The 15,421-nt window shown below is 66.6% G+C and carries 12 protein-coding genes; 3 read left to right on the forward strand and 9 right to left on the reverse strand.

Features of this window, described 5'->3' with window-relative positions; genetic code table 11:
* Positions 1-24 precede the first annotated feature (24 nt).
* The 5 genes from GS424_RS17130 to GS424_RS17150 form a co-directional block, all read right to left on the reverse strand.
* Entirely contained in the window at positions 25-1,290 is a 1,266-nt protein-coding gene (locus GS424_RS17130; protein ID WP_160940930.1) for an aminotransferase-like domain-containing protein, read from the reverse strand.
* Positions 1,291-1,295: 5 nt separating this feature from the next.
* A complete protein-coding gene (locus GS424_RS17135) occupies positions 1,296-1,712 on the reverse strand; it encodes a cyanophycin synthetase family protein (RefSeq protein ID WP_160940929.1) in 417 nt (138 codons plus the stop codon).
* Positions 1,709-2,698, reverse strand: coding sequence for a hypothetical protein (locus tag GS424_RS17140; protein WP_244977606.1), 990 nt, complete (start codon positions 2,696-2,698; stop codon positions 1,709-1,711). The genes GS424_RS17135 and GS424_RS17140 overlap by 4 nt, the downstream gene beginning before the upstream one ends.
* 42 nt (positions 2,699-2,740) lie before the next feature.
* Positions 2,741-4,030 (reverse strand): serine--tRNA ligase, encoded by a 1,290-nt coding sequence (serS, locus tag GS424_RS17145; RefSeq protein WP_160940928.1) that lies wholly within the window; start codon positions 4,028-4,030, stop codon positions 2,741-2,743.
* A gap of 138 nt (positions 4,031-4,168) precedes the next feature.
* Positions 4,169-6,814 carry a PAS domain-containing hybrid sensor histidine kinase/response regulator gene (locus GS424_RS17150; protein ID WP_244977607.1) on the reverse strand — a complete coding sequence of 882 codons (2,646 nt, stop codon included), beginning with the start codon at positions 6,812-6,814 and terminating at the stop codon, positions 4,169-4,171.
* Between the two features lie 233 nt (positions 6,815-7,047).
* Here GS424_RS17150 and GS424_RS17155 point away from each other — a divergent pair, with 233 nt between their 5' ends.
* Both GS424_RS17155 and GS424_RS17160 read left to right on the forward strand, forming a co-directional pair.
* The gene (locus GS424_RS17155) at positions 7,048-7,239 is read left to right on the forward strand and encodes a DUF6724 family protein (RefSeq protein ID WP_154332498.1); all 192 of its coding nucleotides are present in this window, start codon (positions 7,048-7,050) and stop codon (positions 7,237-7,239) included.
* Between the two features lie 210 nt (positions 7,240-7,449).
* A complete protein-coding gene (locus GS424_RS17160) occupies positions 7,450-8,331 on the forward strand; it encodes a PfkB family carbohydrate kinase (protein WP_160940926.1) in 882 nt (293 codons plus the stop codon).
* A 70-nt stretch (positions 8,332-8,401) separates the two neighbouring features.
* Here the strand turns inward: GS424_RS17160 and GS424_RS17165 are convergent, their stop codons facing one another.
* The 4 genes from GS424_RS17165 to GS424_RS18115 form a co-directional block, all read right to left on the reverse strand.
* Positions 8,402-9,091, reverse strand: coding sequence for a metallophosphoesterase (locus GS424_RS17165; protein ID WP_160940925.1), 690 nt, complete (start codon positions 9,089-9,091; stop codon positions 8,402-8,404).
* The gene (locus GS424_RS17170) at positions 9,088-10,113 is read right to left on the reverse strand and encodes an NADPH:quinone reductase (RefSeq protein ID WP_244977608.1); all 1,026 of its coding nucleotides are present in this window, start codon (positions 10,111-10,113) and stop codon (positions 9,088-9,090) included. The genes GS424_RS17165 and GS424_RS17170 overlap by 4 nt, the downstream gene beginning before the upstream one ends.
* A gap of 156 nt (positions 10,114-10,269) precedes the next feature.
* Positions 10,270-11,166, reverse strand: a complete 897-nt coding sequence (locus tag GS424_RS17175) for an acetamidase/formamidase family protein (RefSeq protein ID WP_160940924.1) — start codon at positions 11,164-11,166, stop codon at positions 10,270-10,272.
* Between the two features lie 164 nt (positions 11,167-11,330).
* Entirely contained in the window at positions 11,331-12,842 is a 1,512-nt protein-coding gene (locus tag GS424_RS18115) for a helix-turn-helix domain-containing protein (RefSeq protein ID WP_280527515.1), read from the reverse strand.
* A 222-nt stretch (positions 12,843-13,064) separates the two neighbouring features.
* On the opposite strand from GS424_RS18115, the gene GS424_RS17185 reads away from it, so the two are divergent.
* Positions 13,065-14,936, forward strand: a complete 1,872-nt coding sequence (locus GS424_RS17185; RefSeq protein WP_160940923.1) for an FAD-binding protein — start codon at positions 13,065-13,067, stop codon at positions 14,934-14,936.
* The last annotated feature ends 485 nt before the right edge of the window (positions 14,937-15,421 follow it).

Raw genomic sequence — 15,421 nt, forward strand, 5'->3', positions numbered from 1 at the left:
GGGGTGCTAGGGGTGCTAGGGACGCTATTCGGGTTTGATCGCTCCGGCTTCCAGGAAGGCCCGGTAGAGCCCGAGGCGCTCCTCGATGACGGCGGCGAGGCGGCGCACCGCTTCGGCGATGTTCTCGGGGCTTTCGTAGCAGAACGCGATGCGCATGCTGTTCTTGCCGCTGGTGCCGTCGGGGAAGAAGCCGTCGCCGGGCGTGTAGGTCACGCCTCGGTCCAGGGCCGCACTCAGCATGGAACCCGTGTCCACGTAGCCGGGAAGCGTCACCCACACGAAGAAGCCGCCTTCGGGACGCGTCCACGTCGCTTCGGGCGGGAAATGCTCCTCGAGCGCGGCCAGCATGGCATCGCGCCGCTCGCGGTACGTCTCGACGAACGTCTGCAGCGTCTTCTGCCACGGGGTGTCGGTGAAGTAGTGCTCTACCACCACCTGGTTGAACGCGCTGCCGCACAGGTCGGTTCCCTGCTTGACGAGGTTGATCTTCGCCAGCACGTGCTTCGGCGCCACAATCCAGCCGGTGCGCAGGCCGGGCGCGAACACCTTCGACACGGTGCCCAGGTAGATGACGTCGTCGGACAGCGCCTTGAGGGGCAGCACGTGGCCGCCGTCGTAGCGCAGGCGCCCGTAGGGATCGTCTTCCACCACCATGAACCCGTATTCGTCGGACAGCTCCAGCAGGCGCTTGCGCCGCGCGGGCGCCATGGTCACGCCGCCGGGGTTCTGGAAGTTCGGGATGGTGTAGAGGAACTTGAGCTGCGGGTTGCCCGCGCCGATGCGCTGCAACTCAGCCTCCAGGAGGTCCATCCGCATACCCTCGTCGTCGAACGGGATGCAGCGGATATCGGGCTCGTAGGCGCTGAACGCCTGCAACGCTCCCAGGTACGTGGGGCCTTCGGCCAGGACGATGTCGCCCGGGTTCACGAACGTCTTGGCGATGAGGTCGAGCGCTTCCTGCGCGCCCGAGGTGATCATGACGTTCTCGGGCTTGGCGCGCACGCCGATGTCGCGCATGAGGTCGCAGAACACGCGCTTCGTCTCCGCACGACCGTCGGTGGAGCCGTACTGCAACGCCACCGCGCGCTCGTCGTCGCAGGCCGCGTGCGTGGCCGTGCGAATGGCGGCTTGAGGAAGCAGCGATACGTCGGGCATGCCGCCGGACAGCGAGATGATGGCGGGGTTCGACGCCGCGGCGAACAGGTCGCGCACGGCGGAGGACCGCATCTTCGTGACGCGTTCGGCGATTTTCTCGCCCGTCTGGTCGAATGTCAGGTGAGCCGAAGTCATGGGCGTCAGCGTACCACCGCGGCGTTGAGAAACGCAATCGCATCGCGAAAAGCGCGCAAAGCGACCAGATCATCGATGAAGCTCACCTCGATGCGCGCGCGGCCCGCGCGCTCGTCCGTCCACTCGGTGGTGCCCACGAACACGGCGTCCCGCTGGGCTGCGGCCTGCGTTTGCAGGTCGATGACCAGGTGCTCCAACAGGTGCGGCAGCGACGTGCCGTTCATGACCGCGGCGAAGGTGTCGCCCTCGTCGTTCACGCAGGCATGGCGCGGCACGTGCGGATGCGCGGCGCATACGCGCTCCATGAGCAGCGGAGAAGTGCGGTGCGGCGTGCCGGGCGCCAGCGCTACGTCGCACACGAGGCGGTCGGCGCGCACGGTGAGGCGCTCGATGGCGAGCGGGGCTGTGTCGCAGGCGCTCACGCCGGCAGGTCGCTCACGTCGAACACGCCGCTGGGGGCGCTCGACGTGCCGGCGTCGTCGTTCTTGCCCGCGTCCGTGGACTCGGGGGCGGCGTCCGGCGCGGACGTCGATCCCGCATCGGACTCCGGCGTGGTTTCGGACTCGGGGTTCGATTCGGGAGAGGGCGTGGCTTCCGGCTCGGTCGTCGGCTCGGGGTCGGGCGTCGGCTCCGGCTCGGGGTCGGGCTCCACCGGCGTGCCCGTTTGCGGCGTGGCCGCCGCATCGTGCGACAGGCGATCGAGCACCGTGTACCCGTCGCCCGACGGAGGCTCCTCCTGCGGCTGCCCCTGTATCGCGCGCACCAGCTGGTCGAACTGCCAGGCGATGTCGTCCGCCAGCGTGGAGAGCCACGAGTAGCCGTCGCCGTCGGTGATCACCAGCTGCGAGCGGTCGAGCGAGAAGCGGTAGCGGCCGGAGCCTTCCATGTTCCCGAACGTGAACACGATGGTCTTCGCGCCCGTATCCAGCGTGTATGTCCAGCTCACGTCCTCGGTGAGCTTGATGGTTTCCCCGTCGATGACCACGACGGCGGTGGTGCCGTGGGTTTGCCACTCGCCCAGGAACTCGCGCGCGTCGTCGTAGCGCAGCCAACGGTCCCACGAGAACCCGCCCACCGCCAGCAGGATGACCAGCAGCACCGAGCCCGTCACGACGAGCGGCCAGCGGCGCTTGCGCGGCTTCGCCGCCGTCCCGCGACGCTCCCGCCGCTCGCGCGCGCTCTCGGCCGACGCGTCGGCCGCGCTCGCAGCCGCATCCGCCCCGGCACCCGTCGCGGCCCCGGCCGCACCGGCGACGCGCGGCGTGGCGCCCGTGCGCCCCTTCGCCTTCGGCGGCGGCGCATCGGTGCGCTTGCGCGGCGCGATGCGGCCGGACGCCTCCGGCTTGGCGGCGTCCGTCACGGATGCGGCGGTATTCGATTCCCTGGTTCGTTTACGCTTCGTTGCCACGCTGGTCGTGTCCTTGGCCGGTCCCGGTCGATTCGCCTGCCGCTACTCGGGCGCGATGACCTCGACGCCGCCCATGTAAGGCACCAGCACGTCGGGCACCTTGATGGTGCCGTCGGGCTGCTGGTAGTTCTCGATGACGGCGGCCATCGTGCGGCCCACCGCCAGGCCGGAGCCGTTCAGCGTGTGCACGTAGCGCGAGCCCTTGAAGTTCTCGGGGTCGCGGTACTTGATGTTCGCGCGGCGCGCCTGGAAGTCCGTGCAGTTCGAGCAGGACGAGATCTCCTTGTAGCCGTTGTACGACGGCAGCCACACCTCGAGGTCGTACGTCTTGGCGGCCGAGAACCCGATGTCGCCCGTGCACAGGCTGATCACGCGGTACGGCAGGCCCAGCAGCTGCAGGATGTTCTCGGCATCGGCCACCATGGCCTCCAGATCGTCGTAGCTCTCCTCGGGCTTGGCGTACTTCACCATCTCCACCTTGTCGAACTGGTGCACGCGGATGAGCCCGCGCGTGTCGCGGCCGGCGCTGCCCGCCTCCTCGCGGAAGCACGGCGTGAACGCGCAGTACTTGAGCGGCAGCTGGCCGGCGTCAAGCATCTCGCCCGCGTGGATGTTCGTCAGCTGCACCTCGGCCGTGGGGATGAGGTACAGGCCCTCGGTGGTGTGGAACAGGTCCTCCTCGAACTTCGGCAGCTGGCCCGTGCCGGTGAGCGTCTCGGCGTTGGCCATGGCCGGGCACCACCATTCCTTGTAGCCGCGCGATGCGTGCGTGTCGGCCATGAAGTTGATGAGGGCGCGCTCCAGGCGAGCGCCGAGGCCGCCCAACAGGATGAAGCGGCTCGCGGCCAGCTTCACCGCGCGCTCGAAGTCGATGATGCCCAGCTCGGGGCCCAGGTCCCAGTGCGGCTTCATCTCGAAGCCCTCGGCGGCAAAATCGCGAGGCGTGCCCCAGCGGCGCACCTCGGGGTTGTCGTCCTCGTCGTCGCCCACGGGCGTGGAGCCGGCCGGCATGTTCGGTGTGCCCAGCAGCAGCTCGCGCAGGGCCTCGTCGGCCGCTTCGCGATCCTTGCCGATGACGGCCAGCTCGTCGTTGATGGCGCGCACGCGCTCCTTGGCGGCTTCGGCCTCGTCCTGCTGGCCGGCGGCCATCATCTGGCCGATCAACTTCGACGTGGCGTTGCGCTCGGCCTGCAGCGCCTCTTCCTTCGCGATGGCGGCGCGACGGGTCTCATCGAGCTCGGAGAAGCGCGACGCGTCCCACGAAGCATGGCGGTTCTTCATCGCCTCGGCGACGGCTTCTTGGTTGTCGCGGACAAATTTGATGTCGAGCATAGTCGCGCTCCTTCACGATGGGATACGGTAATCTCTTCAGTATACCTCACGGGCGCAACGCCCCGTCGCACCTTCACGCACCCGGCATGTTCTCGGAGCTCGAAGTCGGCAACCCGCAGGGCCGCATGCGGCTCGCAGCTACCCTCCGTAGCGCTTCCGGACGTACTTGATGATGGTGGCCAGCACGCGGCGCATGTCGATGGGCTTCGACAGGTGCGCGTCCATGCCGCTGGCCAGCGAGGCGTTCACGTCCTCGGCGAACGCGTTGGCCGACATGGCGATGATGGGGATGACGCGCGCGTCCTCGCGGTCGAGCGCGCGGATGCGCCGCGTGGCCTCGTAGCCGTTCATGTTCGGCATCTGCACGTCCATGAGGATCGCGTCGAAGTGGCCCGCCGGCGACGCCTCGAACGCGGCGAGCGCCTCGGCACCGTCCTCGGCGCGGTCCACCACGAGCCCCGCTTCCGACAGCAGCTCGCAAGCGATCTCGGCGTTCAGGTCGTTGTCCTCGGCCAGCAGCACGCGCAGCCCCTCGAACTCGGTGCGGTCGAGGGCACGCGGCGCGCCCGGCAGGGGCGCCGCGTAGGCCGACACGGGACGCGACGCGCGATCGCCGCGCCGGCCGCGGGCGTGCAGCTGGGCCGCCGCAGCCGCCGCGCTCAGCACCTCTGGCTGCACGTCCTCCGGCTCGACGCCCTCCTCTTCCTCGAACACGATGCGCTCGGCCTCCAACGCGATGCGCAGGTTGAACGTCACGGTGAACGTGGTGCCCTGCCCCTTCGTCGACTCGACGACGATATCGCCCGCCATCATGGTGACGATGTTCTTCACGATGGGCATGCCGAGGCCCGTGCCCTGCTCGCGCGAACGGCCCTCCATGCTGAACGGCTCGAAGATGCGCGCCTTGAACTCCTCGGACATGCCGATGCCGTTGTCGGACACGATAAATCTGACCTGGCGATACCCCATAGCGGCGCCCTTCGACACCATCGTCTCGAACCGGACGCGGCCGCCGCAGGGCGTGTACTTCACCGCGTTCGTCAACAGGTTCAGCAGCAGCTGCTTCAGGCGCACCGCGTCGCCCACGTACACGGCGTCGGCGCACGGGGGCACCTTCACGGTGAACTCCTGATCGCGTTGCTCGCATTGCATGCGGATGGCGGCGGTCACGTGCGACAACAGATCGCTCAGGCGGAACGGCTCGCTGGCCAGGGTCATCTTTCCGTTCTCGATTTTCGAGATGTCCAGCACGTCGTTGATGAGCCCCAGCAGGTGGTCCGAAGCCGCGCCGATTTTGTCGAGGCTCACCGCCACCTTCTCGTGGTCGTCCACGCTGCCCTGGGCGATTTGCAGCATGCCGATGATCACGTTCATCGGCGTGCGAATCTCGTGGCTCATGCGCGAGAGGAATTCGGACTTAGCGGCGTTAGCGGCCTCGGCGACGTCCATCGCGTCCTTCATGGACAGCTGGATCTCCTTGTCAGCCGTCACGTCGCGCATGACCACGAGCAGCTGCGGCTTCCCCTCGAACGTGAGCTGCTTGACGGAGTAGGAGGCCCAGCTTTCCTTGCCGGTCTGCTTGCTGCGGAACGAGAACTCGCCTTGCTCGAAGCCCTTGGTTTCGTCCGACCGGATGCGGTCGAACAGGGCCACGCCTTCGGGAGAAAGGTCGATGGTGGCCGCCAGACGCTCGTTTTTCAGGAAGGCGTCCAGGCGGTAGCCGATGATGCGCTCCGCCTTCGCCACGATGGGCGTGACGGTTCCGTCCGCGGGCGAGTACAGGTTCACCGCCATGTCGATGCTGTCGGACAGCGCCTCGTACAGCTGCGTGAGCATGGCGATGTTCTGCTCGCGCAGCCGACGACGGTACGCGCCGAACACCAGCAGGCCCACGGCCACGAGGCAGGCGAAGATGATGGCGAACACCGCTTCGAACGTGGTGGTGACCACGGCCGCCTCGGCGCGCACGTTCTCGACGGGCACCACGTTGCATACGTACCAGTACCCTTCCCCAACCGGTGCCACGCACACGTAGCTGGCCTTGCCGTCCACCGTGGCCGTGAGCAGCCCCGTCTGCCTGTTCTCCACCACATCGCGCAGCGTGGACAGGTCGCTTTGCGAGCGCGATTGCATGAGCTGGAGGGCGGCCTCGGTGGAGACGGCAGCGTCGGTGATGGCCGTGGTGTCCTGGTAGCGCGACGCCTCGTTGAGGAAATCGTACAGCGACGTGCCGATGGACACCGGCGTTTTCGTCTCGTCCGTGGGCGGGACCAGCACCTCGCCGGTGGAGCCCTCGAACAGCATGAAGTAGCCGCGGCCGTCGAACATGTCCAGCTGGCGAGCCATGGAGAACAGGCTGAGCGGCACCTGCACGTACAGCGCGCCCACCTGCTCGTCGCCGATGTACAGCGGCGTTTGGGCCAGGCGCACCCGCACGCCGTCCTCGTTGGCGAACGTGCCCGAGTACGAGGCGCGGCCCTCGGAGAGCGCGGTCTCGGGTTCCGGCAGATCGCTGACCGAGAACGCCGAGCCGTCCGAGCGGATTCCGTTGCCGTCCATGTCGGCGAAGCCGGCGCACTCGAAGCCGTTGCGTTCCTCGAAATTCTTGAGGGCCGGCACGATCAGCTCGGGGTCGGCCGTCTGCACGGTGAAGGCGCCGATGGCGTTCTGCGACATGAACATGCGATCAGCAACGCTCGCCGCAGCTTGCTCGGTGAATGTGACCACCTGCTGCTCGGCGCTCTGATTGAGCTTTTTGTCGATGTAGGATGTCAGTCCGAGCACAGCAGCAACAATCGCCGCCACTACGGCGACGATTGCGATTGATGCGGCTATGCGTCGTTTCTGCTTATCCCTGCTCATAGCGCGCATGTGCTTGCCCTTCTCCGGCGCACGTAAGAATAAAGGAATATCGAAGCCGACCGGTACCGAATCGGTTCAACATAGTATACTCTAACGCTGGAATGCAAGCGTTCTGTGGTAACGGTGATGGAACGAGTTAGAGTAACGAGGTAACCATGGATTTCGGTGAGATCTACCATTTTCTTTTTGAAACCTACGCCGGCATCGGGTGCCTGGTGGGTTTGGCTTTGGTCATCAGCCTGATCGCCTGCGTCATCATGGAGCGTCGTACGCGCAAAACATTCACGAACCATGAGCCTGACGAGGACGATTGGTCTTTTTTCGACGACGACGAAGACGACAAGTAACGTCTCCGCACGCGTGCTGAACGGTGACGAAACGGTGCGATCCGACCGGTGCACAGCCCTTCGCACAAGCGCACGATCGTCGCTCGCTTGCCCATCGCGCGCAGCTTTTCAGCTGCGCGTTCCTGTTTTCAAGTCGTAAATTATCCCGCACACCCAATCCACAGTTTTGAGCTCCATCGGCTCTTGACAAGTTCGAAAGGAAGTCCCCTCATGAGCGAAGCTGAAACGCACCTCTACCAGCGCGAAGGCGCGTACATCCCCCGCGTCGCCGCCGTGCACGACCTGTGCGGCTACGGCAAGTGCTCGCTGGGCGTTGCCATCCCCGTGCTGTCGGCCGCCGGCTGCGACGTGTGCCCCGTGCCGACGGGCCTGTTCTCGTCGCACACCGCCTTCCCCGGTTGGTACATGCACGACACCACCGAGATCCTGGCCGACTACCTGAACGCGTGGAAGGGCATCGGCGTGGAGATCGACGCCGTGTACTCCGGCTTCCTCGGCGCGCCCGAGCAGGTGGACCGCATCCGCGACCTGTATGCGATGTACCCGAACGCGCTGCGCGTGGTGGACCCCGTGATGGCCGACCACGGCAAGGTGTACCCCACGTACACGCCCGAGCTGTGCGACGCCATGGCCGAGCTGGCTTGCGGTGCCGACATCCTCACGCCGAACCTCACCGAAGCCGCCATCATCCTGGGCGAACCTATCGGCGAGGACTGGGGCGGCACCGACATCTCCGACGAGGAGGCGCACCGCCTGGTGGACGCCCTTGTCGCGAAGGGCGCGAAGCACGTGGTGCTCAAGGGCATCCAACGCGCGGGCGAGTCGTGCATCCGCAACTTCGTGGGCGGTGCCGACTGCGAGACGTTCGAGGTGCACAACGAGTACCTACCCTACATGCTGCACGGCACGGGCGACCTGTACGCGTCGTGCCTGATGGCCGCCGTCATGGCCGGTCGCTCGCTGGAAGAGGCCGTGCAGTTCGCCGGCGACTTCGTGCACGACGCCATGCTGGTGAGCGCCGAGCAGCCCGACTTCCGCGACCGCGGCGTCAGCTTCGAGCCCCTGCTGGGAAAGGTGTGCGAGCTGCTGTAACGGCACGCGCGACGATGTGCGAACCGGGCCCGGCGAACAACGTTCGCCGGGCCTTTTCCGTGCTCGGGGTCTAGAACTCCAGGATGTCGTGGTAGACGAAGCGGAGGTTGGCTTCCTGCTTCTCGATGTGGAAGTGGCCGCAGAACCAGCGGCGGTAGTCGAGGCGATCTTCGACGGTCTGGAGCCAGTCCTCCATCGCGGTGTCCACCGTGCTTTGGTCGACGCCGGCGAGGAGCGCCTCCTGCGGCACGAACGAGGCGGGGCAGGTGTGCGAGAGCACGGTATCGACGCGCCAGTCGCGGTGAGCGAGAGCCGCTTCGACGGCGCGCTGCTCGTCGGCGGTAAGCTGCTCGTCGGGGAACCACGCGTACCCTTTGGCCAGGCGATACGCTTTGTCCACGCTATAGGCACCGCCGATGGCGACGGTGGCGCGGCCGTCGAGGTCGAACACGCTGCCGTCGCGCGCGAACAGGATGCTGGGCCAGCGGTCGTCGCAGTACACTTCGCCGCCGCGCCAGGGGATCAGATGGTAGCTGGGCAGCGAGGCCGGGTTGCGATCGTGATTGCCGCGGATGCACAGCAGCGTGAAGCCCATGCTCGCGGCTTTGTCCTTCACCTGCGCGTCCCGCTCGTCGCCGTAGTAGTCGAAGCCCGTATCGCCCAGGCAGACGAGCACGTCGCCGGGGCCCGCATCGTGCTCGCGCGCGAACGCGCGGATGTGCCGGTAGCTGCCGTGGGTGTCGCCCGTGAGGTAGATCATGCGCCGCGCCCTTCCTCGTCCACTTCCTCGGACAGCCCGGCGATCAGCACGATCTTCCCGTCCTTGCCGCGCTCGCCCACCGCACGATGCGCCTCGGCAGCCTCGGCGAGCGGGAACGTCCGAGCCACCGCCACGCGCAAGCCGCCGTCGAGCGCCGCTTCCAGCGCATGCATGACCAGGTTGAGCTCGTCGGGACGCAGGTTGTTCACGTTCATGCCGCGCACGTCCAGGTCGTTGCCCATGAGCCCGCGCGGGTCGAACTCAAGCGAGCCGCGGCTGCCCACCACCACGATGCGACCGCGGATCGCGGTCACGCGCACGTCCTTCATGAGGTTCGCGTGCGCCGCCATGTCGAGCACCACGTCGACCCCGCAGCCGTCGGTCGCGTCGAGAATGGCGTCGAGGTAGCCGTCCGCATGATGGTCGAACGCGCGCGCCGCGCCCAGCTGCTCGACCAGCGCGCGGCCGCGTTCGTCGCCCGCCGTGCCGTACACCGTGCAGCCGATGCGCTGCGCCAGCTGCACCGCCAGCGTGCCCACGCCGCCGCTCGCGCCGTGCACGAGCACCGTTTCGCCCGGTCGAACGCGAGCGCGTACGAACAGCGCATCGCCCGCGGCCAGCCCCGGCGTGCCGATGCCCGCGCCCTGCTCGAGCGACACGCCCTGCGGCAGGTGCCCGACCGCGGCGGCGTCGCACACCACGTAGTCCGCATAGGTGCCCGTGTTCCGCTTCGCGCGCGTGGCAGCCACGAAGACGCGCTCGCCCACCTGCACGCCTTCGACGTTCTCGCCCACGGCATCCACCACGCCCGCGCCGTCGTTGCCGGGGACGTACGGCAACGCGGGCAGCGCGCCGTACGCGCCGGCGCGGATGTACGTCTCGACGGGGTTCACGCCCACTGCGGCAAGCCGCACGCGCACCTCGCCCGCCGCAGGCTGGGGCATCGGGCGCTCGCGCACGCGCAGCACCTCGGGGCCGCCGAACTGCTCGACGACGATGGCCTTCATGTTCGCATCGCTCATGACGCGCTCCTTCCGTTCGTTCGGCGCCCGCACGGCACGGGCTCCAAACGCATCGTAGCGCGCCCGAAGGCGCGCTACGAAAGGAACCCCGACAAGCCGCAATGCCGTTACCAGCTAGACGGCAGGGCGAAAGGGAGGGAGCTGCGCCTCCGCCTTCTACAGCTCGAACCCCAGCGCCTCCAGGACGTGCTTCGGCACCATGAAGCGGACGGTTTTCTCGGGGTCGACCATTTGGCAGACTTGCACGTCGGCCACGAGCGACAGCAGCATGACCAGCTCGGCCTCGTCGACGCCGGTGCGATCGTGCAGCAGGTCCACCATCTCGTGCACCGCGCGGTCGGCAGCGGCGTCGAGCGTCTCGGCCGACGCGATGACGCCGAAATGCGTGGCGTTCTCGATGAGGGGGTCGACCAGGTGCAGGTCGGGCAGCGCGGTCAGGGTCACCGTGGCGTAGCCGGCAACCTCGGCGCCCGACACGCTCACCTCGCCGTCGCCCATGGCGGCGTGCATGTCGCCGCAGCCGAACAGCGCGCCCTCAACCGCCACGGGGAAGTACAGCGTCGCGCCCGTGGTGATGGCGGTGTTGTCCATGTTGCCGCCGTGGCTGCCGGGCGTTCCGCAGTTCACCGGCTCGCCGGCCGGCGCCACGCCGATCACGCCGATCATGGGGTTGAGCGGGATGGACAGCTTGTCGTTCCACACCAGCTTGTCGCCGTCGATGGCGCACAGGTGCGTGCTCCACGCGTCGAAGCGGTCGCCGCACACGCCCTCGTCCTTGCCCGTGCACGACGCGGTTTGCGCATCGAGCTCGATGTTCTCGATGACCACCTTGAGCGCGCCGCCGGGCACCGCGCCCTCGACGAACACGGGGCCGGTGGCCGGGTTGATGCGATCCCAGTTGATCTCGTCCAGCTCGTCCTCGGGCGTCTGCACCTGGTTGCCGAAGCAATCCTGCGTGCGGATGCGCACCGTCTCGCCCGATGCCACCGTCAGCGCCGGCTCCGCATCGCGCGCGAACGCGAACAGCACGCGCCCGTCATCAAGTTCCTGCATGAGGTCACCCTTTCTACAAGATTGTGTTGGGTTCAATAGTACTACGGAGGGGCTCGTCCCGGAGGTGTCTCTTGTGTCGGATTTACGTTCGAAGGGTACAGGAAACCGGATGTTTCACGTGAAACATCCGGCGAGCGCGAGAAGTGCGCGCGTCGAGGCGCCCCCTACGAACCGCCCGAACGCTCAACCGACTCCCGGGCGTCGAGTTCGTCGTCGAACAGCTCCATGAGGTCTGTGCGCGAGTGCACGCCGAACTTCTGGTAGATGTTGCGGATGTGGAAACGCACCGTGTTCTCCGAGACGAACAGCACCTTCGCGATGGTCTTCGGCGCGCGGCCCTGCCGCAGATGCTCGAGCACCTCGCGCTCCCGAACGGACAGGCCGGCGCGCTCCATCAGCTGCGAGGTGCGCGCCGAATCGACTCGCGCGGCGTCGGCGCGCGTCGGTTGCTCGGCCGGCCCCGCGTCCTCGTCCGCACCCTCCCTCTCACCCTCGGTGACGCTCAGGCTCTTGTCTTTGAACAGCACCAACGTCGCGGCGAGAATCAGGTACACCGCCACGAGCGCCGTGATGGTCAGCATCAAATCGCCCGGTTCAAGGTACCCGATGCCGAAGAACGCGAGGAACAGCCCGGCGAAGTTCGCCGCCATCACCACGAGCTGCATGAGGGAAAACGTCTTGATGGACGACCCCTTTTCGCAGCGGTACTCCTCGGCGATCAGGCAGAAGAAGATGACGTTCGTGAAAGTGAACCCCACCTGCACGAACGAGTTCACCATGCCGCGCCCGCTGGCGTCCCACGCCACCGGCAGCAGGAGAAACCCCAGCGCCGACAACGGCAGGATGAACTTGTACAGGCGCGGCACGCTGAACGCGCGCGGCGCGAGCAGCGCGGGCAGCAGCAAGATGCCGTTGAGCGCGAACATGATGACGAACGCCGTCCATTGATAGGTGCCGAGCGATATCTTCTCCTGACCGGCCACGTTCATCATGAGCCCCGCCATGAACGCCATGAGGGCGACCCCGAGCAGCGGCCTGATCAGCCGACGGAACGAGCGGCGATCCACGGCCGCATCGACCGGCTGCAACATTTCCTCCGGCCGCTTGAGCACCTGCGCACAGCACGCGAGCGACCCGAAAAACGCCGTCACGGCCACGATCCACGGCACCGGCGCGGGAAGAAACGTCGTCGCGAAGTACAGCACCGCGCCCGCTGCGGCCGATGCCACGAGGAACACGTACATGAACCGGATATCGAACCTGCTGACGTACGTAAACCACAGCACGATGGCGAACGCGTCGCCCAACCCGATCCACACCCCGCTTGCGAAGAACCAGGGCAGCAGCGCATCGAGCGCGGCGACCGCCGTCATCTGGAACACGATGGCCATCACCGCGAACCCCACGAGCGCGCATGCGGCCGACGAGGCCACCATGACCGAAAGCGGCGCCTGCTTCTTGCGACGTGCCAGCACCAAGGCCAGCACGGCAAGCGCGATCATGCGTCCGAGAATGATGTAGAAGAGGTACAGCGCCTTCGGCAGATAGCCGATCTCGACCACCGAGGATATGGTGGTAGGCGAGTAGAAGGTCATGCAAACGTACACGGAATACAGAACGTATCCGACGAAAGCCACGGCATGCGCGCGCGGCATCTGTCCCGAAACGGCTTTCACCTGCATCCCTCCCTGCACCCTGCGGCTCGATACTACCATACCCGCCATGCCGCAAACCTACCAACTTTTGATAGGTCTTCCCTCGTGGACGGCGGAAACTACCCGCCGTCGATAGCGACAGCCGAGCCGCGCTGCGCGAACATCCGAATCGAGCCATCTGCCAGGGGAGCTTCCGCGGGAGAAGCGCGGCAGATGCCGAACCGTCCAAGGAAAGGATGCATCATGGAACAGCAAACGATGGATCGCAGGAACTTCCTCAAGGGCGCGCTTGCCACCGGCGCGCTCGCCGCGGGAGGGGCCATGCTGGCCGGCTGCTCGCCCGCACAGCCCAAGGACGCGGCAAGCGCCGGCACCGCGGCGCAGGCTGCCGGGACGTCCGGCTCTTCCCTGCCGAAGGGTTACGAATGCGCCGAAGACTGGCTGGGGGCGAAGCCGGAGGTGGCCGACAGCGACATCGTCGACACCAAGGACTTCGACATCGTCGTGTGCGGCGGCGGAAACGCCGGCGTGCAGGCGGCGCTCGCCGCGGCGCAGGAGGGCGCCAAGGTCGCCGTGCTCGAGATCCAGCCCGAAGCCACCTGGACGCAGCTCGGCAACGACATTTGCGCGTTCAACGCACAGTGGCTCGTGGACAAGGGGTACGGCCCGTACAAGACGGGCGACATCGTGGCCGAGTTCATCCGTCGCGGGGGCGGACGCGTCAGTGCCGAGATCATCCGCAAGTTCGTGGCGAACTCGGGCGACATGCTGGACAACATCGTCGCGCAGATTCCCGACACGTCGAACCTGTTCGACCTCGAAACGGGTCAGGCGCAGATCCAGGTTGCGTACAACATGCCCGACGGAAGCTCCTACCCCTTCACGCGCGGTGGGTTCCAATCGTGGGCAACCACCATCCAGAACCTCAGCACGAAGAACCCCACGCCCGTCTGCGGGCGCGAAGGCGTGTCGCGCATGACCGAAATCGCCCTCTACTGCAAGGAAGCCGCCGAGAAGCTGGGCGCCGAGTTCTTCTTCGAGACGGACGTGACGGTGCTCGACCAGGACGGGCAGGGCAACGTCACCGGCGTCGTGGCGAAGGGCAAGGACGGGCTCGTGCGCTACCAGGCGGCGAAGGGCGTCATCCTCGCGACCGGCGATTTCGGCGCGAACCCCGACATGGTGGTGAACCTGTGCACCGACATCAACGAGCAATCGCTGCGCTGCGACATCCCGCGCGAGGAGATGACCGGCGAGAGCAACTGCAAGGGCGCCGGCCACAAGCTGGGTTGCTGGGCGGGCGGCTTCATCGAGCAGGCACCGCGACCCTGCATGAACACGAACGGCGGCAACGCGGGCCCGTGGGGCACCACGCCGTTTTTGTGGCTGAACGATTACGGCAAGCGCTTCATGAACGAAGCCATGACGCCGTACATCAAGCCCACCACGCTCAAGCAGCCGCGCGGCATCCTGGCCACCATCTGCGATTCCAAGTACATGGACGTCATGAAGCAGTGCTCGACCGACCACTTCTCCCCCAACTGGGGCGCGGCGGGCGTCGACATCATCAAGATCATGGATCGCATGGACGAGCAGATGCAGTCGGCCGTGGGAAAGGGAGCGGAAGGCGTCAGCGTCGACGGCGTGTACGTCATCGAATACGACAACACGATGCCCGATCAGGTGTACGCCGCCGACACCATCGACGAACTGCTCGGCTACCTAGGCTACGAGGGCGACGCGAAGAAGGAAGCGGCGGCCACCATCGAGCACTACAACGAGCTGTGCCGGGCGGGCGAAGACTCCGATTTCGGCAAGGACGACGTGTTCATGAGCGCCATCGAGAACCCGCCCTTCTTCGGATCGGCACAGCCGAACACCGGGCGCGGCTACGTGGGCCTGGTCAGCCTGTGCGGCCTCGTGACCAATGACGATCTGCAGGTGCTCTCGTCCGATCTGAAAACGCCGATCAAGGGCCTGTACGCCGTCGGTAACTGCCTGGGCCAGCGCTTCGGCAACGCCTATTCCACGCCGGCTGCCGGCAGCTCCATCGGCATGGCGCTCACCCACGGCTACGTCGCCGGCAAGATCGCCGCGGGCGGCACCGTGAAGTAGCGCCCGCGCCGTCGGCCTCGAGCGTGACCGGCCCCGAACATATCCGACCCCTCCCTGCAAGGGAGGCCGCACTCCCTCCCGCGGCCTCCCTTCTTTTGCGTTCGCAGGCATGACGCCGGCGCAAGGGCCGGAGGTAGAAGCGCGTAGGTTTGCACGCGTCGAATTCACGTTGGATGAGCGTGAGCTGCGCGTTCGAAGCGCGCTGGATTCGCGGGCAAGAAACGTGGAAAGCGCGTTGGAACGGCGTGGGATCGGCGCTGGATCCAGGCGGCTTTCCATGGTGACGCACGCCATGGAAACGTGAGACCGGCTCGTTATACTCATAGGTACGGATACGCCAGGCGGCTTGGTGCCTCTCCCTCTCATTATTCTAGATGGATGGAGGTGAAGACCATGACCGTTTTTGGGTTTGTCGAATTGGCAGCACTGCTCTTGGAGTTTGCGTCCCGCGTCATCGAGCTTGTTCTCATGATAAGGAGCGCGCT

The sequence above is a fragment of the Eggerthella guodeyinii genome, assembly GCF_009834925.2.
Taxonomy (GTDB): domain Bacteria; phylum Actinomycetota; class Coriobacteriia; order Coriobacteriales; family Eggerthellaceae; genus Eggerthella; species Eggerthella guodeyinii.